Here is a 23235-nt window from a genome sequence, read left to right on the forward strand (position 1 = left end):
GGACACGCCCTGTGAAGCTGTTAGAGTCGGCGACACGCTTCGGGACGAGTGTGCCCCGAAGCGTTCCTGGCTTGCGTGCCAGTAGTGCTGTGTGTTCCTGCCGGTCCCCGTACCGGCCAAGCCGATCGTCGGTTAGGACAGCCGACGACGCCGAGGAGGTCCCCCGCGTGCTCAGCGCCTTCCGCTCGGCTCTCGCGACGCCGGATCTACGCAAGAAGATCCTGTTCACGCTAGCCATCGTCGCGGTTTACCGAATCGGTGCGACCATTCCGGCGCCCGGCATCTCGTACGGTGCCGTACAGGCCTGCAGTTCCCAGGCGCAGCAGGAGGGCGTCTACCAGCTGCTGAACCTGTTCAGCGGTGGTGCGCTGCTGCAGTTGTCGCTCTTCTCGACCGGCATCATGCCGTACATCACGGCGAGCATCATCATCCAGCTGCTCACTGTGGTCATCCCGCGGTTCGAGGAGCTGAAGAAGGAAGGGCAGTCCGGCCAGGGCAAGCTGACCCAGTACACCCGGTACCTGACGATCGCGCTGGCGATCCTGCAGGCCACCGGCGTGGTCGCGCTCGCGGACCGCAAGCAGCTCTTCCCCGACTGCCAGTCGCCGATCATCCCGGACAACAGCGTCTACTCGCTGGCCATCATCGTCATCACCATGACCGCGGGCACCGCCGTCATGATGTGGCTGGGTGAGCTGATCACCGAGCGCGGCGTCGGCAACGGCATGTCCGTCCTGATCTTCCTGAACATCGCCGCACGCATCCCGGTCGAGGGTGGCAACATCCTGTCCAACGGCGGTGGCATCGCGCTGATCATGATCAGCATCTTCGGCCTGGTGATCATCGCCAGCGTCATCTTCGTCGAGCAGGGCCAGCGCCGGATCCCGGTGCAGTACGCCAAGCGCATGATCGGCCGCCGGATGTACGGCGGCACGTCGACCTACCTGCCGATCAAGGTGAACCAGGCCGGCGTCATCCCGGTCATCTTCGCGTCGTCCCTGCTGTACCTGCCGGACCTGATCAGCCGCCTCGTCGGCGACCAGAACAGCAATTCCGGCTGGCAGGTGTTCATCAAGAACTACATCGTGAACCAGTCCAGCTGGGTGCACGTCGCGCTGTACTTCGGCCTGATCATCTTCTTCACGTACTTCTACATCACGATCACGTTCAACGTGGACGAGCGTGCGGACGAGATGAAGAAGTTCGGTGGCTTCATCCCGGGCATCCGCCCCGGCCGGCCGACCGCCGAGTACCTGAGCTTCGTGCTCGGCCGGATCACCCTGCCGGGTTCGCTGTACCTGGGCATCATCGCGATCCTTCCGAACTTCTTCCTGTCGGTGACCGGCAGCGGGAACAACCAGAACTTCCCGTTCGGTGGCACGGCTGTGCTGATCATGGTCGGTGTCGGCCTCGACACCGTGAAGCAGATCGAAAGCCAGCTGATGCAGCGCAACTACGAAGGGTTCCTGAAGTGACGCGCCTGGTTCTCGTCGGCCCGCCAGGCGCGGGCAAGGGCACCCAGGCGGTGGCTCTGTCCGAGCAGCTGCGCATTCCGCACATCTCCACGGGTGACCTGTTCCGCGCGCACGTCGGCCAGGAGACCCCGCTCGGCCAGGAGGCGAAGCGCTACCTGGACTCGGGCGAGCTCGTGCCCGACTCGGTCACCAACGAGATGGTCCGGGAGCGGCTCGCGGAGCCGGACGCCAAGGTCGGCTTCCTGCTCGACGGCTTCCCCCGCAACACCAAGCAGGCCGAGGTCCTCGGTGAGATCCTGGGCGACGCGGACGTCTCGCTCGACGCCGTGATCCAGCTGCAGGTGCCGGAGGACGTCGTCGTCGGGCGGCTCATGTCGCGCGGCCGCGCGGACGACACCGAAGAGGTCATCCGCCGCCGTCAGCAGATCTACGTGTCGGACACCGCGCCGCTGCTCGAGTACTACGCCGGCATCCTGGTGACGGTCGACGGCGTCGGCAGTGTCGAGGAGATCTCCGGCCGCGTGCTGAAAGCGCTGCGCGACCGCACGTGAATCTCGGAGGATTGCGTGTTCTGCAAGTGCTCCGCCGTGGGCGCATGATCGAAGTCAAGACCCCTGACGAGTTGCAGGCGATGCGGGCCGCGGGCCTGGTCGTCGCCCGCACGCTCGCGGCGGTCCGTGCCGCGGCGAAGCCGGGCGTCAGCACCGCCGAGCTCGACGAGCTGGCCGAGCAGACGATCCGGGACGCCGGCGCGGTGCCGTCGTTCAAGGGCTACCACGGCTTCCCGGCGTCGATCTGCGCGTCGGTGAACGAGCAGATCGTCCACGGCATCCCGGCGACGAGCCAGGTGCTCGCCGACGGCGACATCATCTCCGTCGACTGCGGGGCGATCCTCGACGGCTGGCACGGCGACTCCGCCGTGACGCTGGCCATCGGCAAGGTCTCCGACGCCGACCTGGCGCTGTCCGCGGCGACCGAGGCGGCGATGTGGGCCGGGATCGAGGCGGTCACCGCCGGCGGCCGGCTCACGGACATCTCCTACGCCGTCCAGTCCGCCGCCGAGCGCGCGGGCCGTGACGACGGCATCGAGTACGGGATGATCGTCGAGTACGGCGGCCACGGCATCGGCCGCCAGATGCACATGGACCCGTTCCTGCCCAACGTCGGCAAGCCGGGCAAGGGGCCGCGGCTGAAGCCGGGCATGGCGCTGGCGATCGAGCCGATGCTGACCGGCGGCGGCGGGGAGACCCTCGAGCTGGACGACGGCTGGACGGTCGTCACGGCCGACGGCTCCCGCGCGGCCCACTGGGAACACACGGTGGCGATCACCGAAGACGGTCCCTGGGTGCTCACGGCCGCCGAAGACGCTTGAGTCTTTCGGGGGTCCGGGTGGCAGAGCCCCTGGCCCGGGGCGAAGCCCCGGATGTCACTGACCTGCACGTTCACCCACAAGCGGTGATCGCGATCACGTCCACCTGCACGTGCCCCTAGCATGGTCACCCCCGGTTTGGGGGTCGCGACACGTGTTGCGTACACTGTCAAGTCGGCGCACTTATCGCGCCCGGATCCTGCGCGTTCGTGAATTCACGGTCTTGGGACTCGGGCACCGGTGTGCCGACGTACCGCCCAACCCCGGCACTAGTGCTCCGGTTGGTCACAGAGTGTAGTGACATGCGACAGGCAGTGTCGACAAAGGAAATGCGGAGGACATGGCGAAGAAAGACGGGGCCATCGAGGTCGAAGGCCGCGTAGTCGAGCCGCTCCCCAACGCGATGTTCCGCGTCGAGTTGGAGAACGGTCACAAGGTCCTGGCACACATCAGCGGCAAGATGCGGCAGCACTACATCCGCATCCTGCCGGAGGACAGGGTTGTCGTGGAGCTGTCGCCCTACGACCTCTCTCGTGGTCGCATCGTCTACCGCTACAAGTGATCACGAAGAGCAGCTCAACAGCAGGAGAGCAGAAGACGTGAAGGTCCAGCCGAGCGTCAAGAAGATCTGCGACAAGTGCAAGGTGATCCGCCGTCACGGCCGGATCATGGTGATCTGCGAGAACCTGCGGCACAAGCAGCGGCAGGGCTGATCACCCGCACTCGACCAGAGCGGATTGACGGCTACACAACCTCCCCGCACCTGCCGGTCCACGCGAGTGGGCCGGTTCACCCCCGGGCTTCAGGCCGGGGCCGGGACACCCGAAGCGCAAGCCGAGGGCACGACAGGCGAGTCGGTCCCGGAACCGGACGGGGAGCAGACCTGAAGACGAATTCTATGAAGGAGCATCAACGCCAATGGCACGACTCGCTGGCGTAGACCTCCCCCGCGAAAAGCGGTTGGAGATCGCGCTTACCTACATCTACGGCATCGGCCGTACCCGCTCGAAGCAGCTGATCAAGGCTGCCGAGCTCAACGCGGACACCCGCGTGAAGGATCTCGGAGATGACGACCTCGCGAAGCTGCGTGTCTACATCGAAGAGAACTTCAAGGTCGAGGGTGACCTTCGCCGCGAGGTGAACGCCGACATCCGTCGGAAGATCGAGATCGGGTGTTACGAAGGCATTCGGTGGCGTCGCGGACTGCCCGTCCGTGGTCAGCGCACGAAGACCAACGCCCGTACCCGCAAGGGTCCGAAGAAGACGGTCGCCGGCAAGAAGAAGGCTGGCAAGAAGTGAGCGTCCAAGGCAAGAAGGTCGTGCAGATGGGCGGCGCCCAGCGTCGCGGCTCGGCTTGTGTCTCGCCCAAGGCGCTCTACGCCCGCCCGATGGCGCTCCGCAACCTGTACACCGACGCCGGCTCGATCATCCGGCGCGGCCAGGCCGAAGCGGTCGCCGCTCACCAAGAGAACGCGCGCTAACAGGAGATCCCTCACAACATGCCACCGAAGTCTCGTACTGCGGCGGGGGCCAAGAAGGTCCGCCGCAAGGAAAAGAAGAATGTCGCGCACGGTCACGCGCACATCAAGAGCACCTTCAACAACACCATCGTCTCGATCACGGACCCGACCGGTGCCGTGATCGCGTGGGCGTCGAGTGGGCACGTGGGCTTCAAGGGCTCGCGTAAGTCCACCCCGTTCGCCGCGCAGATGGCCGCCGAGAGCGCTGCCCGCAAGGCCGCCGAGCACGGCATGAAGAAGGTCGACGTCTTCGTGAAGGGCCCGGGTTCGGGCCGCGAGACGGCGATCCGCTCGCTGCAGGCCGCCGGCCTCGAGGTCGGCACCATCCAGGACGTGACCCCGCAGCCTCACAACGGCTGCCGCCCGCCCAAGCGGCGCCGGGTCTGAGGAACGGGGAGGAGTAAGAAGAAATGGCTCGTTACACCGGCCCCGCGACGCGTATTTCGCGTCGCCTCAAGGTTGACCTCATCGGCGGCGACCAGGCTTTCGAGCGTCGCCCCTACCCGCCGGGCCAGCACGGCCGCGGGCGCATCAAGGAGTCCGAGTACCTCCTGCAGTCGCAGGAGAAGCAGAAGGCTCGCTACACCTACGGCGTTCTCGAGCGTCAGTTCGTCCGGTACTACAAGGAAGCCGTCCGGCGTCCTGGCAAGACCGGTGAGAACCTGCTGCAGATCCTCGAGTCCCGCCTGGACAACGTGATCTACCGCGCCGGCATCGCCCGCACGCGCCGTCAGGCGCGTCAGCTGGTGAGCCACGGCCACTTCGTGGTCAACGGCAAGAAGGTCAACGTCCCGTCGTACCAGGTCACCAAGTGGGACATCATCGACGTGCGGCCGAAGTCGTTCGCGATGCTGCCCTTCGTCGTGGCCAAGGAGTCCTTCGGCGACCGCCCGATCCCGGCGTGGCTGCAGGTCGTCCAGTCCAACCTCCGCGTGCTGGTCCACCAGCTGCCGGAGCGTGCGCAGATCGACGTTCCGGTTCAGGAACAGCTGATCGTCGAGCTTTACTCGAAGTAGTAGTCCGGCCCCGGCTGGAGTACGGGCGGCGGCGCAACAGGTGCGCCGCTGCCGCGCCATCCCTTCGACGTCATATGGCGGGCGTCGTCTGGAAAGGAATTAGGAAGAATGCTGATTTCCCAGCGGCCGGCTCTCGGCGAAGAGACGGTCAACGAGACCCGCTCCCGGTTCACCATCGAACCGCTGGAGCCCGGCTTCGGCTACACGCTCGGCAACTCGCTGCGTCGTACGCTGCTGTCGTCCATCCCGGGCGCGGCCGTGACGAGCATCCGCATCGACGGCGTGCTGCACGAGTTCACCACCGTTCCCGGGGTGAAGGAAGACGTCACCGACATCATCCTGAACCTCAAGGAGCTCGTGGTGTCCTCGGAAGAGGACGAGCCGGTCACCATGTACCTGCGCAAGCAGGGTCCCGGTGAGGTCACGGCGGCCGACATCGTGCCGCCGGCGGGTGTCACCGTGCACAACCCGGACCTGCACATCGCGTCGCTGAACGGCAAGGGCAAGCTCGAGATCGAGCTCGTCGTCGAGCGCGGCCGCGGTTACGTTCCGGCCCTGCAGAACAAGCAGGCGGGCGCGGAGATCGGCCGGATCCCGGTCGACTCGATCTACTCGCCGGTGCTCAAGGTGACCTACAAGGTCGAGGCCACCCGTGTCGAGCAGCGCACCGACTTCGACAAGCTGATCCTGGACGTCGAAACCAAGCCGTCGATCACGCCGCGCGACGCGGTCGCGTCGGCCGGCAAGACGCTGGTGGAGCTGTTCGGTCTCGCCCGCGAGCTGAACGTCGACGCCGAGGGCATCGAGATCGGCCCGTCGCCGCAGGAAGCGGACACCATCGCCGCCTACGCGATGCCGATCGAGGACCTGGACCTCACCGTCCGGTCGTACAACTGCCTCAAGCGCGAGGGTATCCACACGGTGGGCGAGCTCGTCTCGCGCAGCGAGGCGGACCTGCTCGACATCCGCAACTTCGGCGCCAAGTCGATCGACGAGGTCAAGCTCAAGCTCGTCGGCCTCGGCCTCGCGCTGAAGGACAGCCCGCCCGGGTTCGACCCGACCGCGGCGGCCGCCAGCTACGACGGCGAAGGCTGGTCGGAGGGTGTCGGTGGCATCGCCGACGGGATTTCGGACGGCCACGACGATGGCCAGGACTACGCAGAGACCGAGCAGCTCTAGGGCTCTGTGCCTGGACGCTGCGAGCTGAACTAGTAGGAGAACCAATGCCCACCCCTACCAAGGGAGCCCGGCTCGGCGGGTCGTCCGCGCACGAGCGGCTGATCCTGGCCAACTTGGCCACGCAGCTGTTCGAGCACGGCAAGATCACGACCACCGAGGCGAAGGCCCGCCGGGTCCGCCCGCTGGCCGAGAAGCTGATCACGAAGGCGAAGCGGGGCGACCTGCACAACCGCCGTCAGGTGCAGAAGGTCGTCCGTGACAAGGACGTCGTGCACAAGCTGTTCGCCGAGATCGGTCCGCACTTCGCGGAGCGTCCGGGCGGCTACACCCGGATCACCAAGACGATGGCGCGCAAGGGCGACAACGCCGCCATGGCCGTCATCGAGCTGGTGTCCGAGAAGACCGTGACTTCGGAAGCCGAGCGCGCTCGGAAGACGAAGTTCGCCAAGGACGAGAAGGCCGCCGCTCCGGTTGCCGAGGAGACCACCTCCACCGAGGAGTCTGCTCCGGCCGCCGAGGAGGCCAAGGCCGAGGACACCGCCGCCGAGACCGAAGCCCCGGCTTCGGACGACGCGGACGCCAAGAAGGACTGACGTCCTGACGGCCGCTTCGACACCGGACGAGCCCGCCACTCCCCCTGGGGAGGGCGGGCTCGTTCGTCTGCGCCTGGACGTCTCCTACGACGGCACGGACTTCTCGGGCTGGGCCCGCCAGCCGGGCCGCCGGACCGTCCAGGGCGTCCTGGAGGAGGCGTTGTGGCGGCAGCCGCCGGGAGCCGAGGTGCCGAAGTCCGTCGTCGTGGCGGGCCGTACGGACGCCGGGGTGCACGCGACCGGCCAGGTGGTGCACGTCGATGTGGTGCCCCTTTCCGAGCCTTCGGGTCGTGTCCCGGTCTCTCCGGAAGGCATCCCGGACCTGACCCGCATGGCGGGCCGCTGGAACCGCCTGCTGCCGGGTGATGTCCGGGTGCTGGGCGCCCGGGTCGCTCCCGACGGGTTCGACGCGCGGTTCTCGGCGATCCGACGTCGCTACCGCTACCGGGTCTCGGACGCGCCTTGGGGCGTGGACCCGTTGCGCCGCCACGACACCCTGGCCTGGGGCCGTCCACTGTCGACGGACGCGATGAACGCCGCCGCCGCGGAGCTGCTGGGGTTGCACGACTTCGCGGCGTACTGCAAGCAGCGCGACACGGGCACGACGATCCGCGAGCTGCAGCGCCTGGAGTGGGAGCGGGTGGCCGAGCACCTGCTGGAGGTCCGGGTCTCGGCGGACGCGTTCTGCCACTCGATGGTCCGCAGCCTGGTGGGGGTGCTGCTCCTGGTGGGCGACGGCCGCCGCGGCGGCGCCTGGCCCGCGAAGGTGCTGGAGAGCGGCATCCGCGACAGCGCGGTGGCGCCCGCCCACGGCCTCACGCTCCTGGCTGTCGACTATCCCCCGGACGCCGAACTGGCCGTCCGCGCCGAGCAAACCCGCAACATCCGCACCTCGCCGTGACCGCCAAAGCCGTGAATGGCACATTGAGGGACTCTAAGTCCCTCAATGTGCCATTCACGGCTTTACGGGTGGGGCGTCAGTCGCCGCGGCGGACCGGGCCCAGGAGCTGCTGCTCCTTGCCCGTGGTCACCAGGCGGAGGGGACGCCACAGGTTGCGGCCCAGGGCCACCACCTGGTCGTCGTTCAACGTCGTCAGCTGGCGCATCATCTGGGGCGGGAGCCGCCAGATGCGGGCCGCCAGCTCGGCCTGGCCGGCCGGGAGGCGCTGCATCAGCACCAGGTCCGCCGCGTTGGCCGTCGCGCCCGCCTGCGGGTGCAGGTACGGGAGCACGTAGATCGTCGTCTGCCAGGGCGACCTCGGCGGGAACAGGTCCTGCGGCGTCGGGCCGCCGTCGGTGACCACCAGCAGCGGCGCGTCCTCCGACGGCCGCGGCAGCTCGACCGGCGACAACCGGCGGATCTGCACCAGCGGCGACGGCCGCCCGTCGCGGCTGCCCGCCGCCCGGGAGAGCACCTGCCACTCGGTCGGGCGCCCGGTCGCGACCACGACCCACGCGCCGACCGCCATCGCGCGCATGGCGACCTGGCGCGCCAGGTACAGCCCGCCCACCAGCACGATGCGGGTCGGCGTCGAGCGCAGCGCCGAGATCGTCAGCGGCTCGCCCTTCAGCCCCGAGCCGAGCACGATGCCGCCGCGGTCGCCCGACGGGCTCACCGCGTCGAGCATCGCGGGGTCCACCGTGAACTCCGGCGACACACCGGTGTTCTGCCCGGCGTCACGGACGCGGGAAGTCATGCCGTACCTCCGATCGGCAGCGTCGCGGCGAACGCGGAGACCTGCAGCCCGCGCAACGGCGTCAGGGTCACGTCCAGCCGCTCGGCCAGGCCCCGCAGCCGCTGGTCCGCGGCGTCGAGCTCACGCGGGTTCCGCGCGCTCAGCCGGACCACGCCGCGCAGCCCGATCTTGCCTTCGTCGGACGCCGGGGAGATCGACATCGCGAGCGTCGCCGACAGCGCCCGGACGCTCGTCAGCGCGTTCAGGCTGCCGGTGATCTTGCCCTTCGGCCAGCCGGTGATCGCGTAGCTCGCGTGCCCGATGCCGGCCGCGGTCACGCCGGACCAGCGCTCCTGCAGCGTCACCTTGTTCGGCGAGCCGGCGACCGACGTCAGCTCCGCGGCGGAGATGCTCGCGCGCAGCAGCTCGTCCGGGTCCAGCGGCCGCGTCGGCACGCCCTGGGACTCCAGCGCGTTGCGCACCCGCGAAAGCGCGCCGATCAGCGCGCGGTGGGCGCCGACGACGCCGCCGCCGCGCTCGCGGATCGCCGCCGGGCAGCGCTTCGGGTCCAGCCGGATGGCGACCCACGTCGTCCGCCGCGCCGCCGCGGGCAGCGGCCCGAGCACCTCCATGTAGGAGCTCAGCGCCGGCGAATCCGACGGCAGCGCCGCGCTGCCCGGGTAGCAGTGCCAGATCGTCTGGATCGAGTCGAGGACGACGCCGCGGTCTTCGAGGCACGGCGCGAGCGCCGACAGCGGCAGGCTCGGCGCGCCGTCGGCCTGGGTGATCAACGCCGGTGCCGGCTCGACGAGCAGCACCGCCGTCCAGGTGCCGTCGTTCCACGCGAGGCCGACCTGCTGGACCTCGTGGTCGACGCCGTGCGCCACCACGAGGTCCGGCACGGCGATGCGGAGCAGGTTCACGCGGGCGTCGTCCGCGCCGGTGACCGTGGTCTCCTCGGCGGCCAGCTCCTCGACGGTGCTCGGCGGCAGGGGGTTCGCGACCCGGTCGTGGGAGCGGAAGGAGTAGCGCAGCGTCAGCCCGACCCACTGGGTGAACCAGCGGCCGCGCCAGCGCAGCAGCGCGACGATGAGGGCGAAGCCGAGGATGCCGATCCCGACGTACTTCAGCGACATGTCGATCGCGAGGAGGACGAGGCCGACCGCGAGGCCGACTTCGAGCACGACGAGGTTCGCGACGGGGAGCGGGCCGAGGTTCACGCCGGACGAGCGGCGCCGTGCCGGCGGGGCCATCCGCACCGCGGGCGGGGGAGTGGGCGCGCCGCTGTCGTCAGGTCCCTGGGGGCCGCTCGGGCCGCCGGGGCCACCAGGCCCACCGCCACCGGGTCCGCCGGGGCCACCCGGGCCGCCAGGACCTCCGGGACCGCCAGGACCACCCGGGCCGCCGGGACCACCAGGACGCCCAGCGGGGCCACCAGGCCCACCGGGTCCGCCGGGGCCACGCGGGGGAACAGCGGGCCGTCCGGGACCGCCGGGGCCGCCACCGGGTCCGGGTCCGCCAGGTCCGCCGGGAACGCCACCGGGTCCACCCGGGACACCGGGTCTCATCGGCCGCGGCGGCGGGCCAGGCTGGCGGCCGGGCGGCGGGGGCCCGGGCGGGCCAGGCGGACGTGGAGGGTTGGTGACGGACATCCGCGCTTTCTCTTCCCCTCGTGCTTGCTGCGTACCCGGAAGCCGGGTCCCGGGGTGTCCGACACTAGCTTGAGTTGGTAGAAACCCCACACCAGACGGTCCCCGTACGGCTATCCTGCGGAACCGTACCGCGACGGGGAGAGCTGTAGGTCGAGAATGCCATCAACACCCACGACTAAGTCTCAGGTCCAGGCGTATCAGTTCGTCCTACGGCGGATGCAGTCGGCGCTGGTCCGGCGGGACGCCGTGATGTTGCACGACCCGATGCGCACCCACACGCGGGCCACCATCGTCGGGGTCGTGCTGGGCGGGCTCGGCATGATCGTCTTCGTCGTCTGGGGCCTGCTCAGCCCGGCGCCGTCGGTACCCGACGCCGGGAACATCGTGATCGGCGAGCAGTCGGGCACGGTCTACGTCGTGACGGGGAACCCGAAGAAGCTGATCCCGACGTTCAACCTCGCGTCGGCGCGGCTTCTGCTGCTGGCCCAGCAGAAGCAGAAGAGCGGCGGCACCGGTGCGCCCGCGGCACCGGCCGCGCCCGCCGCGGCGAGCGCGCAGAGTGTGAAGAATCCCACGGTCGTTTCCGACACCCAGCTGCAGTCCATTCCGCGCGACAAACTGACTGGAATTCCGGACGGTCCGCAGCTGATCCCGTCGGATTCCCAGCGGATTTCCCCCAATTGGGCGGTCTGCGACCAGGTTCAGCTCGATCCTTCCCTGCCCAACCCGGACACCGGCAAGACCAACACCTACGTTTTCGGCGGTGTCGCGCCGAGCAGCCTCGGCAGCGAGCTGGGCGAGAACGACGCGTTGCTGGCGAAGGCCGACAACGACAAGACTTACCTGATCTACCGCCTGCCGAGCTCGCGCAACCGGCCGAACGCGAACACCGTGCGGGCCGAGATCGACGTCGACAACCCCAACGACGCCGTCCGGACCGCCCTGCGGCTGCCCCCGGCGACGCGGAAGATCACCCAGGGGCTGCTGAACGCGATCCCGGAGGTCGCGAAACTGTCCCCGCCGAAGATCGCGAGTGGCTCGGCCCCCGGCAACTTCGACGGCCTGACCGCGGGCGACGTCTTCGCCACGCAGCCGGCCGGCGCGGCGCCGAACTTCTACGCGATCACCCGGTCCGGCATCCAGCCGGTGTCCAACGCCGTCGCCGACATCATCCGCGTCGCGAAGAACGGCAGCTCCGGCAGCATCCAGACGCTCGGCCTCGACCGGCTCGCCGGCGCGCACACCCTGCAGCCCACCGACCCCGACTACATCCAGGTCGACGACTTCCCGCGCTCGGTCCCCACGGTCCTCGACGCCACGAAGAACTCGTCGGTCGCGTGCCTGGGCTGGTCGCTGACCGGCTCCGGGCCCGACCAGGACGCCCACACCTCGGTGTACGTCGACACGCAGCTGCCCGGGCAGAAGAACGCCGGGGACAAGTTCGCCCCGATGGCGATGACCACGCCCGGCCCGAACCGGGTGCCGATCAACGGCTTCTACCTCAAGCCCGGCTTCGCCGCGGTGGTCCAGTCCGCCACCGGCAAGGCCAGCTTCGGCAAGGGCCAGATCCAGCTGATCTCCGACCGGGGCATCCGCTACAGCGTCCCGGACGCGCAGACCGCGGACGCGATCGGCATGAACAACCGGCAGCCCGCGCCGGAGTCGATCATCGGGCTGCTGCCGACCGGATCGTCGCTGAACACGCAGGACGTCCTGCGGCAGTTCGACTCGGTGCCGATCGACCCGAACGCCGGCACGTACCCGACGCCGGGCCGTCAGCCGGGGAACTGACCGGAACCGCCGGTCCGCCGCGGGCGTCACACGCTCTGAGGGTTCCGGGTGAGCGGAGGTTGCCGTGGCCGGCTTGAGGATGGACGGCGTCGTCGTGGGCGAGTACGCCAAGACGGCCGAAGCGGCCGCTGACGACCTGGACGCGGCGGCGGCCGACGTCGGGGGCGAGGGCGTAACCGCGGAGTCGTACGGCGCGCTGGGGGCCCGTCTCGGGCTCGGTGAGTCGTACGGCCGCGCGGCCGGCGCGTTGCAGCGTCAGCTGACCGACGGCGCGGAGGCGTTGCGCTCGGCCGCGGCGGCCCTGCGGCAGGTGACGGTCCGGCACGGCGGGCAGGACGCGGAAGCCGCGGAACTGATCGAGCGGGCCGGGAGGCTTGAGGGATGATCGCCGAAAGCTCGACCGAGTCCATCCCGCACCCGCTGGCCACCCCGGTACCCGTGCCGGCGGGCGAGGACATCACGGCGGCGGCCGAGCCGTACCTGGCCTACCTCACGGACCTCTCGCGGCAGCTGGGCGTGATCGACCCCGTCGAGACGTACTTCCGCCCGCTGGTCGGCCGCTGGGCCGATCTCGGCGCCGAAGCGGACCGTTTGCGTCAGGCCGCGTCGGTGGCGGCCGAGGTCTCGGCGCGCCTGGACGGCGAGCTCGGCCGGCTCGACGCGGGCTGGGAAGGCCGCGACGCGGACTCCTTCATCGCGTACATCCGCGAGGTCGGTGCCGCGGGCGGCGACCTCCGTGAAGCGCTCGACACCCTCGCCGGCGCGCTGGACGAGATGGTGACGACGCTCCGCCACGTGGTCGTCGACCTCGTCGAGGTGCTGGTGGACGCGGCCGAGCTGACGTCGGAGACGATGCTGCTCCCGAGCGGCGGCACCAAGCGGGCCCGGGCGCAGCTGCAGGAGACGCAGGACTCGGCGAAGGCGCTGTACGAAACCGCGCGCGACGTCATGGAGGCGTTCGACCGGCTGTGCGGCGGCGTCGACGACCCCGACGCGGCTTCCCGGACCATCGAGATCAGGCACCGGTACCCGCAGGAGCGGTTCAAGCTGCACGACGATGCCCTGAACGAAGCGGGCGAGCAGGCCACGGACGGGGCTTCGGCCGACGAAGTCATGACGCCCTCGGCGGCGGGCGACCCGGCGGAGGGCCGTCACACGGGCGCCGGCACCGTCGAGAACGGGCAGCCCGCCGACACCCCCGCCCCGCAGCCGCCAGCCGCCCCGGACCACCAGGCCACGTCTGGCGGCGTCCCGATGATGCCGATGATGGGCTTCGGCGCCTTCGGCACGGGCGGCGGCCAAGGACGGCGCCCGTCGAAGACGCGCCCGGTCACGACGCCGTCGGAGCTGCTGGGCGAGCCCGGCCTGGTCGCACCCCCGGTGATCGGCGAGGACGAAACCCCGCCGAAGCAGCAGAAACCCCCAGCTGACAACCGAAAGCCGTGAATGGCACATTGAGGGACTTCAAGTCCCTCGATGTGCCATTCACGGACTTGGCAGGTCAGCGGCGGGGTGAGGTGTTCCCGGCCGGGCGGTTACGACGGATCGTGTGCATCACGAACAACGTGATCAGCAGGGCCACCACGCCGCCCGCCGTGCCGGCCAGTGCCACGATCACCGGCGCCGAGTTGTGGTCGTTCGCCGGGGGGAGCTGGGCCAGCTGCGGAGCCGGCATCGGGGCCTGGTTGCCCACCTCCGACGGCAGGACCTGCGTCAGCGCCGCCACCGGGTCGATGACCCCATAGCCGACGAAGTTGTCGCGGCCGCCCGGAGCGGCCGGGTGCTGGGCCGTCTCCTTGATGCGGTTGATGATGCCCTTCGCGTCGAGCTGCTTGTACTTCGCCTTGACCAGCGCCGCCAGACCCGCGACGTACGGGGCCGCGAAGCTCGTGCCCTGGATTTCGCTGGCCTTGTCGCCGTTTTCGAACGTCAGGTTCGCGAGGCTGTCGGAGCCTTCGGCGGGATCCAGGGAGATGATCTTCGTGCCCGGCGCCGCGACGCCGACCCACGGACCGTGCACGCTGAACGGGGCGACACTGCCGGTCTCGCCCTCGATCGCACCGACGGAGAGCACGTCGTCCGCGAACCAGGGCGGCGTCACGATCGTCTTGGGCTTGCGCGCGTCCGGCTGGTCGTTCTGGGGGCAGGTGTCGGTGGCGTTCCCCGCGGCCGCGACGATCACGATGTTCTTCGACGCCGCGTAGTGGACCGCCGCCTGGACTTGCTGTTCGCCGGTGGTGATCGAGCCGTTGGCTGGCCGGCAGTTGTCGACCGACATGTTGATGACGTCGGCCTCGTTGCGGTCGGCGATGCCGCGGATGATCTCGGCGAGCGTTTTCAACGTGCCCGCCGTGCCGGCCTTCTCCAGCTGGCGGCCGCCGTTGGTCTGCCCGGGCGACGTCCCGTCACCTTCGCTGCCGTTACCGCCACCGCTGGGTGGGGGCGCCGTGTTCGACCCGGTCGGCGGGGTGGTGCTCGACGACGGCGCGCCGCCCGTCGTGCTGCTCGCCGGCGGGGTGGCGGTCGAGGTGTCGGGCTCGTAGTTCTCGCTCAGCTGCCGGTAGGACCGGATCGTCACATCCGGCGCGACGCCGATGAACCCGACCTCCGGGTTGTCCGGCTTCGCCCCGATGATCCCGGCGACCTCGGTGCCGTGGCCGTCGCAGTCCTCGAGCCCGTCGGGTTGGCCCTTCGACGGCGTCGCGACGTACTCGCCGCCGGACTCGAGCCGGTTCTGAAACCACGGGTGCCGCGTGACGCCGGTGTCGATCACGGCCACCCGGACCCCGCCGCCGACGCTGCCGGTGGCCGCTTCGACGATCTCCTGCGCCTTCGAGATCTGCAGGTACTCCTGGCCCCACGGCCGGTTCTTCAGCACGATGTTCTGGCCGAGGGTGCTGCGCTGCACGCACGCCTTGGACGGCTTGTACTTCTTGTCCGGGCGGCGCTCGTCCGGGATCAGCTTGTCCATGTCGACCGGCGGCGGGGCCGCGAAGTAACCGTCGGCGGGCGCTTCCTGCGCCCCCGCCGGGACGGTCAGGGCCAGCGGGGACAGGAGGCCGATCGTGCCGGCCAGCAGCGCCGTCGCCGTCCGCCGGGTGGTGCCGAAACGCCGTGCCACTGCCATCCGAGATTCACCCGATCCGGTCACTTGAAGTTCAGGTGCCGCAGGGTGGTGTAGAGGTCCATCACACCCAGGGCGAGCGGGAGCACGGAGGCGATGCAGATCGCTTCGATGATCTCCACGGTGCGCCGCAGCGGCGGCGAGAACCGCTGGTTGGGGAAGATCACACCGACGACCAGCGCGCCCGCCGCGAGCAGGACCAGCACGCCGAAGACGTAGAGCAGGCGGTTCTGCGCGCTCGCCGAGACCAGCCAGCCGGCGGCGATCCCGGTCGCCGAGACCAGGCCCGTGGTGAGCAGGGCGATCGCCTGGCTGCCGTTGGCGTACGCGCGGGCGCGCAGCAGCAGGACGAGCGTCGCGACCACGCCGAGGATGATCCCGAACGCCCCCGGCGCGGTGGCGGCGATGACCGCGGAGATCGCGACCGTGGCCCCGCAGCCGACCATCAGGCCGGTCATGTAGTTGTGGGCGACCGCCGTGCGGCGCTCGATCGCCCGGTAGTCGGGGAAGCCGGAGTCTTCCTTCAGCTCTTCGGCGTTGCTCGGCACGTGCGGCAGCGGCAGCTTCGCGAGCCAGATCGTCGCGCGCGGCAGGATCGAGATGCAGGCGAGGGCGACCGCGACCGTGCCGGCCGCGATCCCGGCCGCGGGGTGCGCGACGAGCGTGCCGAACAGGAAGGCCAGCCCGCCGAAGGTGCCCGCGGTCGCCGCCGCGATGAACGTCGTGATGCCGGCACCGATCACCATGATGCAGACCGACGCGACGATGATCACCAGGACCGCGCCGAGCAGCAGGTTCGCCCGCAGGGACAGCCCGGGCACGATGGAGAAGCCGCTGACGAACGCCAGCGGCAGGCCACCGGCCGCGGCGATCAGCACTCCCGTCGATTCCGCCTGGTACGCCTTGGCCAGCGTCGCGCCGACCGCGACGCACGCGATCGCGCCGATGCCGCCGACGATGGCCGCGCCGAGCGCGCTGCCGCCGTAGAACGAACCGCTCATGAACAGCGCGATAGCGGCGGCGACCAGCGCCAGCCCGCCCGCGACGTGCCCGAAGCGGTTCGCCGTCTCCTTGGTCCACGGGCGGAAGCTGTCCGGGGTCGACTCCGCGATCGCGTCGACGACGTCGTCGTACAGCGGTGGCGGCGGGTTTTCGTTGCGCTTGCGCAGCTGCAGCAGCTCGCCGTCGACGACGCCGAGCGACGCCAGCGTGCGGCTCGGGTCGAGCGGGGCGTCGCCGAGCTTCGCCAGCGCCCAGCCGCCGTGGCGGGCGCCACCGTCCGGCGACGACTCCTTGGCCATCTCCAGGAGCATCGGCAGGAGGTCGGCCACCGCGACGTCGGCGGGCAGGGCCACGTCGATCCGGGTGGAGGGCGCGACGACCGTCACCCTGCTGAAAACTGTCGTGCCCGTAGCCACCGCACTGCCCCCGCTCTGATGAGACGTCTCCCGGGGGAACTTATACCGAAGCCCCGGGCCGGCATCATCGAACGTCCGAAAATCACCGGCATCGGCAGCTCACGGGCCGGAACCCGGCATTACTGTCGGTGGCGGGCCGTACACTTCCTCCACGACGGCAGGGCAGCGTTCACGAGGGGTTCCGGCATCCGGCGGAATTCCCCCGAGGCGTTCGATAGGTTGTTCGCGCACCAGAGTGCGCCAAACAAGCGGTGGCCGCCATCGTCGAGTTTGAATGAGGGGTCCTTCGATGAGCACGCTGCAGTTCAAGAAGTCGCCGCGGCTGGCGGCACCGCGGCCGCCGGGCGGCGAGGTGCACCTCGAGCCGCCGCCCGAGGTGCCCCGGGTCATCCCCGGCAACATCGTCATGAAGGCGCTTCCGGTCGTGATGATCGTCGCGTCGCTCGGGATGATGGTCTTCATGTTCCAGGCCAGCAACCGGAACCCGATGATGATGGCCATGGGCGGCATGATGGTCGTCGGGACGCTCGGGATGATGGCCGGCGGCGGTGGCGGCAAGGGCGGCGGCGCCAAGCGCGCCGAGATGGACGAAGACCGCAAGGACTACCTCCGTTACCTGGGCCAGATGCGCGACCGCGCCCGCGAGGCGATGGTCGACCAGCGCGCCGCGCTCGAGTGGGTGCACCCCGACCCGCAGTCCCTGTGGCCGCTGGCCGGCAGCCGCCGCATGTGGGAACGCCGCCAGAACGACCAGGACTTCCTGCACCTGCGCGTCGGGCGCAGCTCGCACCGCCTCGCGACGCGGCTGGTCCCGCCCCAGACCGGGCCCGTCGACGAGCTGGAGCCGATCGCCACCCTCGCGCTGCGCCGGTTCGTGCGCGCGCACTCGATCGTGCCGGACCTGCCGACCCAGATCACCCTCCGCGGGTTCGCCGCGGTGAGCATGCAGGGCGACCGCGCCCTGACCCGCGGTCTCACCCGCGCGATGCTCGCGCAGCTCGTTGCCTTCCACAGCCCCGACGACGTGCTGGTCGCGGTCGCCACCGCGGGCCGCGCGAAGGAGGAGTGGGAGTGGGCGAAGTGGCTGCCGCACGCCCAGCACCCCACGTTGTCGGACGGCATCGGCCAGCTCCGCATGATGGCCGGTTCGCTGGCCCAGATCGAAAACTGGCTCGACGAAGAACTGCGTGACCGCCAGCGCTTCTCCCGCAACGCCACCCCGGCGCCGGACCAGCCGCACGTCGTGATCATCATCGACGACGCCGAGGTCACCCGGGAAGAGCAGATCGTCCTCGAGGAGGGCCTGGTCGGCGTCACGCTGGTCGACCTGTCCGACTCCCTCGGCAACCTCGCCGCCCGCCGCGGCCTCCGCCTGGTCGTCGAGCCCGACCGGCTGGGCGCGCGCAGCGCCGGCGGCGTCGAGTGGTTCGGCCGCCCGGACACCCTCAGCCTGGTCGAAACCGAGTCGCTGGCGCGGCTCATCTCGCCGTACCGCGTCGGCGGTGCCGCGGGCCAGGACGTCGGCGACGAAGAGCCGCTGCTGTCCAACCCGTCGCTGCTGGAGCTGCTCGGCATCCCGGGCGACCCGATGACCTTCGACGTCCAGCAGGCGTGGCGGCCGCGCCCGATCCGCGACCGCTACCGCGTCCCGTTCGGCGTCGGCGAGTACGGCCAGCCGGTCGAGCTGGACATCAAGGAAGCCGCCGCCGAAGGCATGGGCCCGCACGGGCTCTGCATCGGGGCGACCGGTTCCGGCAAGTCCGAGTTCCTCCGCACCCTGGTGCTGGGTCTGCTGTCCACGCACTCGTCGAGCACGCTGAACTTCGTCCTCGTCGACTTCAAGGGTGGCGCGACGTTCATGGGCCTGGACAAGGCCCCGCACGTCTCCGCGGTCATCACCAACCTCGCGGACGAGGTCACGCTGGTCGACCGCATGAGGGACGCGCTGGCGGGCGAGATGAACCGGCGCCAGGAGGCGCTGAAGAACGGCGGCAACTTCAAGAACGTCTGGGAATACGAGAAAGCGCGCGAAAACGGCGCCGACCTCGACCCGCTGCCCGCGCTGTTCATCGTCTGTGACGAGTTCTCCGAGCTGCTGTCGGCGAAGCCGGACTTCATCGACCTGTTCGTCGCCATCGGCCGGCTGGGCCGGTCGCTGCAGATGCACATGCTGCTCGCCTCGCAGCGCCTCGAGGAAGGCAAGCTGCGCGGTCTCGACTCGCACCTGTCGTACCGGATCGGCCTCAAGACGTTCTCGGCGGCGGAGTCCCGTGCCGCGATCGGCGTGCCGGACGCGTTCGAGCTGCCGTCGGTCCCCGGTGGCGGGTACCTCAAGTACGACACGTCGACGCTGGTGCGGTTCAAGGCGTCCTACGTCTCGGGCCCCTACCGGCCGGCCGGCATCAAGGCGGCGGGCCCGGCGGCGACCGTGGTCCGCGCGGACAAGCGGCCGCAGCTGTTCGTCCCGGACTTCGTCGAGCTGCCGAAGGAGCCGGAGCCGCAGCTGATCGAGGCGGCGCCGGTGCAGGAGGAGCAGCGGCCGCCCGAAGAGGCGGTCGAACCCAGCGAGCTCGACGTCATCGTGGCGCGGCTGGTGGGCCAGGGCCCGCCGGCGCACGAGGTGTGGCTGCCGCCGCTGAAGGACCCGAACTCGCTCGACACGCTGCTGCCCAACCTGAACCCGACCGACGACCGCGGCCTGTCCCCGGTCGGCTTCTTCGGCAACGGCAGGCTGCAGGTGCCGCTGGGCATCATCGACCGCCCGTACGAGCAGCGGCGCGACCCGCTGTGGGCCGACTTCGCCGGCGCGTCCGGGCACGGCGTGATCGTCGGCGGCCCGCAGTCGGGCAAGTCGACGATGCTGCGGACGCTGATCATGTCGATGGCGCTGACGCACACCCCGGACGAGGCGCAGTTCTACTGCCTCGACCTCGGTGGTGGCACCCTGGCCGGGCTGGCCGACCTGCCGCACGTCGGCGGGGTCGCGGTCGCGCGGCGCGAGCCGGACAAGGCCCGCCGGATCGTGGCCGAGCTGACCACCCTGCTCACCGAGCGGGAAGGCCGGTTCGGCGCGCTGGGCATCGACTCGATGACCGAGTTCCGCAACCGCAAGCGCCGCGGCGAGATCCGGCCGGACCAGGACCCGTTCGGCGACGCGTTCCTCGTCGTCGACAACTGGCGGGCCCTGCGCGACGACTTCGAAGAGCTGGAAACCTCGATCACCCGGCTCGCCACGCAGGGTCTGTCCTACGGCGTGCACGTCGTGATCGCGGCCAACCGGTGGGCGGACATCCGCCCGGCGATCAAGGACATGCTGGGCACCCGGTTCGAGCTGCGCCTCGGCGACACGACCGAGTCGGACATCGACCGGCGCGTGGCGGTCAACGTCCCGGCCGGGCGGCCGGGCCGCGGCCTGACCCGCGAAAAGCTGCACATGATGACCGGCCTGCCGCGGATCGACGGGTCCAGCGACCCGGAGACGATCGCCGCCGGCGTGGCCGACGCTGTGGCGAAGATCCGGGGCGCGTGGCGTGGCCGCGTCGCGCCGCAGGTCCGCCTGCTGCCGGAGCTGATCACCTACGAAGAGGTGCTCAACCTCGACAGCGTCCGCGACTCCAAGCTGATCCCGATCGGGGTCAACGAGGAGAACCTGCAGCCGATCTACCTCGACTTCAACGCGGAGCCGCACTTCTACGCGTTCGCGGACGGCGAGTCGGGGAAGACCAACCTGCTGCGGCAGATCGCCCGGGGCATCTCGGAGCGCTACACGTCGCAGGAAGCGCTCATCCTGCTCGTCGACTACCGGCGCACGATGCTCGGCTTCGTCCAGGGCGACTCGCTGCTCGGGTACGCGGTGTCGGCGAACCAGCTGGAAAGCATGGTCAACGACGTCTTCAACTCGATGACGCGGCGCCTGCCCGGCCCGGACGTCACGCAGGAGCAGCTGAAGACCCGCTCCTGGTGGAAGGGGCCGGAGCTGTTCGTCCTGGTCGACGACTACGACCTGGTGGCGACGTCGTCGACCAACCCGCTGCGGAAGATCTCCGACTTCCTGGCCCAGGCCAAGGACGTCGGCCTGCACCTGGTGGTCGTGCGGCGCACCGGTGGCGCGAGCAAGGCGATGTACGACCCGATCATCGGCAAGCTCAAGGAGATCGCGGCGCCGGGCATGGTCATGAACGGTTCCCGGGACGAAGGCGCGCTGGTCGGCAACATCAAGCCGAGCGCGATGCCGCCGGGCCGGGGCAACCTGCTGACGCGGAAGAACGGCAAGCAGCTCATCCAGGTCTCGTGGATCCAACCCGACTGAGTACGGCGGCGGGGCGCCCTCGGGCGGGGGGTAGGTTCCTCCCCGAGGGCGCGCCCCGCCGGCCTGGCGCGGGAAATGAATACTGCGGGAGCTGCTGGTGACGGTCCGGGTTGCGGTGGACTTCGGGACATCGAGTACCTGTGTCGTCGCCTCGGTGAACGGGCGCGAGCCGCAGGTCGTGGTGATCGACGGCCAGCCGCTGATGTCCTCGGCGGTGTACGCGGCGGCGGACGGCACGCTGTTCGTCGGCCAGGAGGCCGAGCGGCAGGCGGCCGTCGACCCGTCGCGGTACGAGCCGAACCCCAAGCGGCGGATCGACGAAGGCGAGCTGCTGCTGGGCGACAGCGTCCTGCGGGTGACCGACGTCGTGCACGCCGTGCTGGGGCGCGCGGTCGCCGAGGCGCGCCGCCTGGCCGGGGACGCCGAGGCCGACCTGCTGGTGCTGACCCACCCCGCGGACTGGGGCGCGATCCGCACCCGGCTGCTGCGGCAGGCCGCCGGCGGGCTGGCGCGCGAGGTCGCCCTGGTCCCGGAACCGGTCGCGGCGGCGGTCTACCACGCGGCGACGTTCGCGCCGCAGGACGTGGCGACCGACCGCACCGTGGAGTTCAGCGGCCGCCCCGGTGACGCGCTGGCGGTGCTGGACCTGGGCGGCGGCACGGTCGACGTCAGCGTGGTGCGGCGGCTGCCGCCGGACACCGCGCGGGACCGCGCCGGACGTCCGCGGCGCGGTGGTTTCCAGGTGCTCGCCACCCGCGGCGACCCGTCGTTCGGCGGCGCGGACATCGACCAGGCGCTGCTGGAGCACGTCGGTTCGCTGGTGTCCGCGGCCGATCCAGACGCGTGGCGTCAGCTCGTCGAAGGGCGGGAGCTGACCGACCGGCGCCGCCGCCGGGTGCTGCGGCAGGACGTGCGGGGCGCGAAGGAAACGTTGTCGCGGCATGCCTACACCGACGTGCCGATGCCGCCGCCGTTCGCCGACGCGCACGTCACCCGCGAAGACCTGGAACGGCTGATCGCGGCGCCGCTGGGCCGCGCGGTGGAGCTGACGGTCGCGGCGATCGGCGACGCGGGCCTGCGGCCGAAGCAGCTGACGGCGATCTTCCTGGTCGGCGGGTCGAGCCGGATCCCGATGATCTCGCGGCTGGTGCACGAACGCGCCGGCATCGTGCCGACGAGCCTCGACCAGCCCGAGACGGTCGTCGCGCGCGGCGCGCTGCGGGCGGTGCTGGTGGACCCGGACCGCACCGGCGCGCTCCCGGGCGAAGCGATGGCGCGGCTCGCCGCGGTGCCCGGCGGCGCCCTCGGCCCGGCGGCGCAGCGCACGGAGGTCGTCCGGCCCGGCGACGTCGCCCCGCGCCCGGCCCCGCCACGCACCCCGGCCGCGCCGGGTGGGTTCCCGCCGAACGCGAACCGGCAGGCGTCACCGCCGCCGTCCCCGCCGCACGGCCAGCCGGTGGCCCGCCCCTGGACGCCGGCCGCGCCGCCCGCCGGGCAGGCGGCGCCGGGCGTGCGGCCCGTCGGGGCGGGCGAAGCGGCCGCGAAGCCGCCGGGGCGGGGCCGCCTGTGGGGGATCGCCGCTGTCGTCGTGATCGTCGTGGCCGCGCTCGTCGTCGGCGGGATCCTCGTGTACGGCAAACCCGGCGCCGGCAGCCGGCCCGAAAGCGGCCGGACGCTCTCGCAGTACGACTTCAAGTTCGTCGCGCCCGAAGACTGGGTCCAGACCGACGACCGGGTCGCCGACCGGCAGGTCGTCATCCACCCGCAGGAGGCCCGCGACGGCAACGACCTCCTGGTCGCGCAGGAGTACGTCATGGACTACGACGCGACCGCCGACCCGCGGAAGCTCGCCGGCGAGCTCAAGCGCAGCGCGGACGCCGACCCCGAGCGCTGGAGCGCGTTCAACCCGAACCTGGCCTACGCCGGCAAGACGGTGATCGGGTACCACGAGAGCAAGCCGAACCGGCCCGATCTGCAGGTCGACTGGTACGTCGTCGCGAAGGGCCGTATCCGGGTCCACGTCGGGTGCCAGTACGCCACGGCCCAGCTCCGGGACCGCGTCGCCACGGCTTGCGCGCAGGCCGTGCGCACGGTCGAGATCGTCAGCTGAGAG

At 70.6% G+C, this 23235-nt stretch carries 22 protein-coding genes; 17 read left to right on the forward strand and 5 right to left on the reverse strand.

The genetic code is table 11. The features are described from left to right. Nucleotides 1–167 precede the first annotated feature (167 nt). From secY to truA, 12 genes are all read left to right on the forward strand, one after another. Nucleotides 168–1475 carry a preprotein translocase subunit SecY gene (gene secY / locus A3CE_RS0126990; protein ID WP_020643217.1) on the forward strand — a complete coding sequence of 436 codons (1308 nt, stop codon included), beginning with the start codon at nucleotides 168–170 and terminating at the stop codon, nucleotides 1473–1475. Then, nucleotides 1472–2026: an adenylate kinase gene (locus A3CE_RS0126995; protein ID WP_020643218.1), complete on the forward strand. Its 555-nt coding sequence runs from the start codon at nucleotides 1472–1474 to the stop codon at nucleotides 2024–2026. Before secY ends, A3CE_RS0126995 begins: the two co-directional genes overlap by 4 nt. Nucleotides 2027–2070: 44 nt before the next feature. Next, a complete protein-coding gene (gene map, locus A3CE_RS0127000; protein WP_020643219.1) occupies nucleotides 2071–2847 on the forward strand; it encodes a type I methionyl aminopeptidase in 777 nt (258 codons plus the stop codon). A gap of 337 nt (nucleotides 2848–3184) precedes the next feature. Then, the gene (infA, locus tag A3CE_RS0127005) at nucleotides 3185–3406 is read left to right on the forward strand and encodes a translation initiation factor IF-1 (protein ID WP_004558881.1); all 222 of its coding nucleotides are present in this window, start codon (nucleotides 3185–3187) and stop codon (nucleotides 3404–3406) included. Between the two features lie 37 nt (nucleotides 3407–3443). Next, nucleotides 3444–3557 carry a 50S ribosomal protein L36 gene (gene rpmJ, locus A3CE_RS0127010; protein ID WP_004558882.1) on the forward strand — a complete coding sequence of 38 codons (114 nt, stop codon included), beginning with the start codon at nucleotides 3444–3446 and terminating at the stop codon, nucleotides 3555–3557. 205 nt (nucleotides 3558–3762) lie between these two features. Further along, nucleotides 3763–4143, forward strand: coding sequence for a 30S ribosomal protein S13 (gene rpsM / locus A3CE_RS0127015; RefSeq protein WP_020643220.1), 381 nt, complete (start codon nucleotides 3763–3765; stop codon nucleotides 4141–4143). Then, nucleotides 4140–4325, forward strand: coding sequence for a hypothetical protein (locus A3CE_RS0127020; protein ID WP_020643221.1), 186 nt, complete (start codon nucleotides 4140–4142; stop codon nucleotides 4323–4325). Before rpsM ends, A3CE_RS0127020 begins: the two co-directional genes overlap by 4 nt. 18 nt (nucleotides 4326–4343) lie before the next feature. After that, a complete protein-coding gene (gene rpsK / locus A3CE_RS0127025; RefSeq protein WP_020643222.1) occupies nucleotides 4344–4751 on the forward strand; it encodes a 30S ribosomal protein S11 in 408 nt (135 codons plus the stop codon). 23 nt (nucleotides 4752–4774) lie between these two features. Then, nucleotides 4775–5380 (forward strand): 30S ribosomal protein S4, encoded by a 606-nt coding sequence (gene rpsD / locus A3CE_RS0127030; protein ID WP_020643223.1) that lies wholly within the window; start codon nucleotides 4775–4777, stop codon nucleotides 5378–5380. A 108-nt stretch (nucleotides 5381–5488) separates the two neighbouring features. Beyond that, complete coding sequence (locus A3CE_RS0127035; RefSeq protein WP_004558887.1) at nucleotides 5489–6559, forward strand: DNA-directed RNA polymerase subunit alpha; 1071 nt, start codon at nucleotides 5489–5491, stop codon at nucleotides 6557–6559. A 44-nt stretch (nucleotides 6560–6603) separates the two neighbouring features. Further along, complete coding sequence (gene rplQ / locus A3CE_RS0127040) at nucleotides 6604–7152, forward strand: 50S ribosomal protein L17 (RefSeq protein ID WP_020643224.1); 549 nt, start codon at nucleotides 6604–6606, stop codon at nucleotides 7150–7152. Nucleotides 7153–7225: 73 nt separating this feature from the next. After that, entirely contained in the window at nucleotides 7226–8053 is an 828-nt protein-coding gene (gene truA / locus A3CE_RS0127045; protein ID WP_084642132.1) for a tRNA pseudouridine(38-40) synthase TruA, read from the forward strand. 76 nt (nucleotides 8054–8129) lie between these two features. On the opposite strand, the gene A3CE_RS0127050 is transcribed toward truA, so the two are convergent. Genes A3CE_RS0127050 through A3CE_RS53630 form a run of 3 tightly spaced genes read right to left on the reverse strand, consistent with a single transcriptional unit; the run spans nucleotide 8130 to nucleotide 10386 of the window. Beyond that, nucleotides 8130–8849 (reverse strand): hypothetical protein, encoded by a 720-nt coding sequence (locus A3CE_RS0127050; RefSeq protein ID WP_020643226.1) that lies wholly within the window; start codon nucleotides 8847–8849, stop codon nucleotides 8130–8132. After that, nucleotides 8846–10081, reverse strand: coding sequence for a type VII secretion protein EccE (gene eccE / locus A3CE_RS0127055; protein WP_020643227.1), 1236 nt, complete (start codon nucleotides 10079–10081; stop codon nucleotides 8846–8848). Before eccE ends, A3CE_RS0127050 begins: the two co-directional genes overlap by 4 nt. Then, nucleotides 10045–10386 (reverse strand): hypothetical protein, encoded by a 342-nt coding sequence (locus A3CE_RS53630; protein ID WP_020643228.1) that lies wholly within the window; start codon nucleotides 10384–10386, stop codon nucleotides 10045–10047. The genes eccE and A3CE_RS53630 overlap by 37 nt, the downstream gene beginning before the upstream one ends. A gap of 250 nt (nucleotides 10387–10636) precedes the next feature. On the opposite strand from A3CE_RS53630, the gene eccB reads away from it, so the two are divergent. The 3 genes from eccB to A3CE_RS0127075 all read left to right on the forward strand — a co-directional run bounded on the left by eccB (nucleotide 10637) and on the right by A3CE_RS0127075 (nucleotide 13717). Further along, the gene (eccB, locus tag A3CE_RS0127065) at nucleotides 10637–12271 is read left to right on the forward strand and encodes a type VII secretion protein EccB (RefSeq protein WP_084641804.1); all 1635 of its coding nucleotides are present in this window, start codon (nucleotides 10637–10639) and stop codon (nucleotides 12269–12271) included. Between the two features lie 64 nt (nucleotides 12272–12335). After that, nucleotides 12336–12656 (forward strand): hypothetical protein, encoded by a 321-nt coding sequence (locus A3CE_RS0127070; protein WP_020643230.1) that lies wholly within the window; start codon nucleotides 12336–12338, stop codon nucleotides 12654–12656. Beyond that, nucleotides 12653–13717, forward strand: coding sequence for a WXG100 family type VII secretion target (locus A3CE_RS0127075; RefSeq protein ID WP_020643231.1), 1065 nt, complete (start codon nucleotides 12653–12655; stop codon nucleotides 13715–13717). The genes A3CE_RS0127070 and A3CE_RS0127075 overlap by 4 nt, the downstream gene beginning before the upstream one ends. Before the next feature lie 55 nt (nucleotides 13718–13772). Here A3CE_RS0127075 and A3CE_RS0127080 read toward each other — a convergent pair whose 3' ends face one another. Both A3CE_RS0127080 and eccD read right to left on the reverse strand, forming a co-directional pair. After that, nucleotides 13773–15398, reverse strand: a complete 1626-nt coding sequence (locus A3CE_RS0127080; RefSeq protein WP_026468895.1) for a S8 family serine peptidase — start codon at nucleotides 15396–15398, stop codon at nucleotides 13773–13775. Nucleotides 15399–15418: 20 nt separating this feature from the next. Then, entirely contained in the window at nucleotides 15419–16783 is a 1365-nt protein-coding gene (gene eccD / locus A3CE_RS0127085) for a type VII secretion integral membrane protein EccD (protein ID WP_020643233.1), read from the reverse strand. Between the two features lie 319 nt (nucleotides 16784–17102). Here eccD and A3CE_RS0127090 point away from each other — a divergent pair, with 319 nt between their 5' ends. Together A3CE_RS0127090 and A3CE_RS0127095 are read left to right on the forward strand one after the other, a co-directional pair. Then, entirely contained in the window at nucleotides 17103–21122 is a 4020-nt protein-coding gene (locus A3CE_RS0127090; RefSeq protein ID WP_020643234.1) for a type VII secretion protein EccC, read from the forward strand. Between the two features lie 97 nt (nucleotides 21123–21219). Next, nucleotides 21220–23232, forward strand: a complete 2013-nt coding sequence (locus tag A3CE_RS0127095) for a type VII secretion-associated protein (protein WP_020643235.1) — start codon at nucleotides 21220–21222, stop codon at nucleotides 23230–23232. The last annotated feature ends 3 nt before the right edge of the window (nucleotides 23233–23235 follow it).

This window comes from Amycolatopsis balhimycina FH 1894 (genome assembly GCF_000384295.1).
Taxonomy (GTDB): domain Bacteria; phylum Actinomycetota; class Actinomycetes; order Mycobacteriales; family Pseudonocardiaceae; genus Amycolatopsis; species Amycolatopsis balhimycina.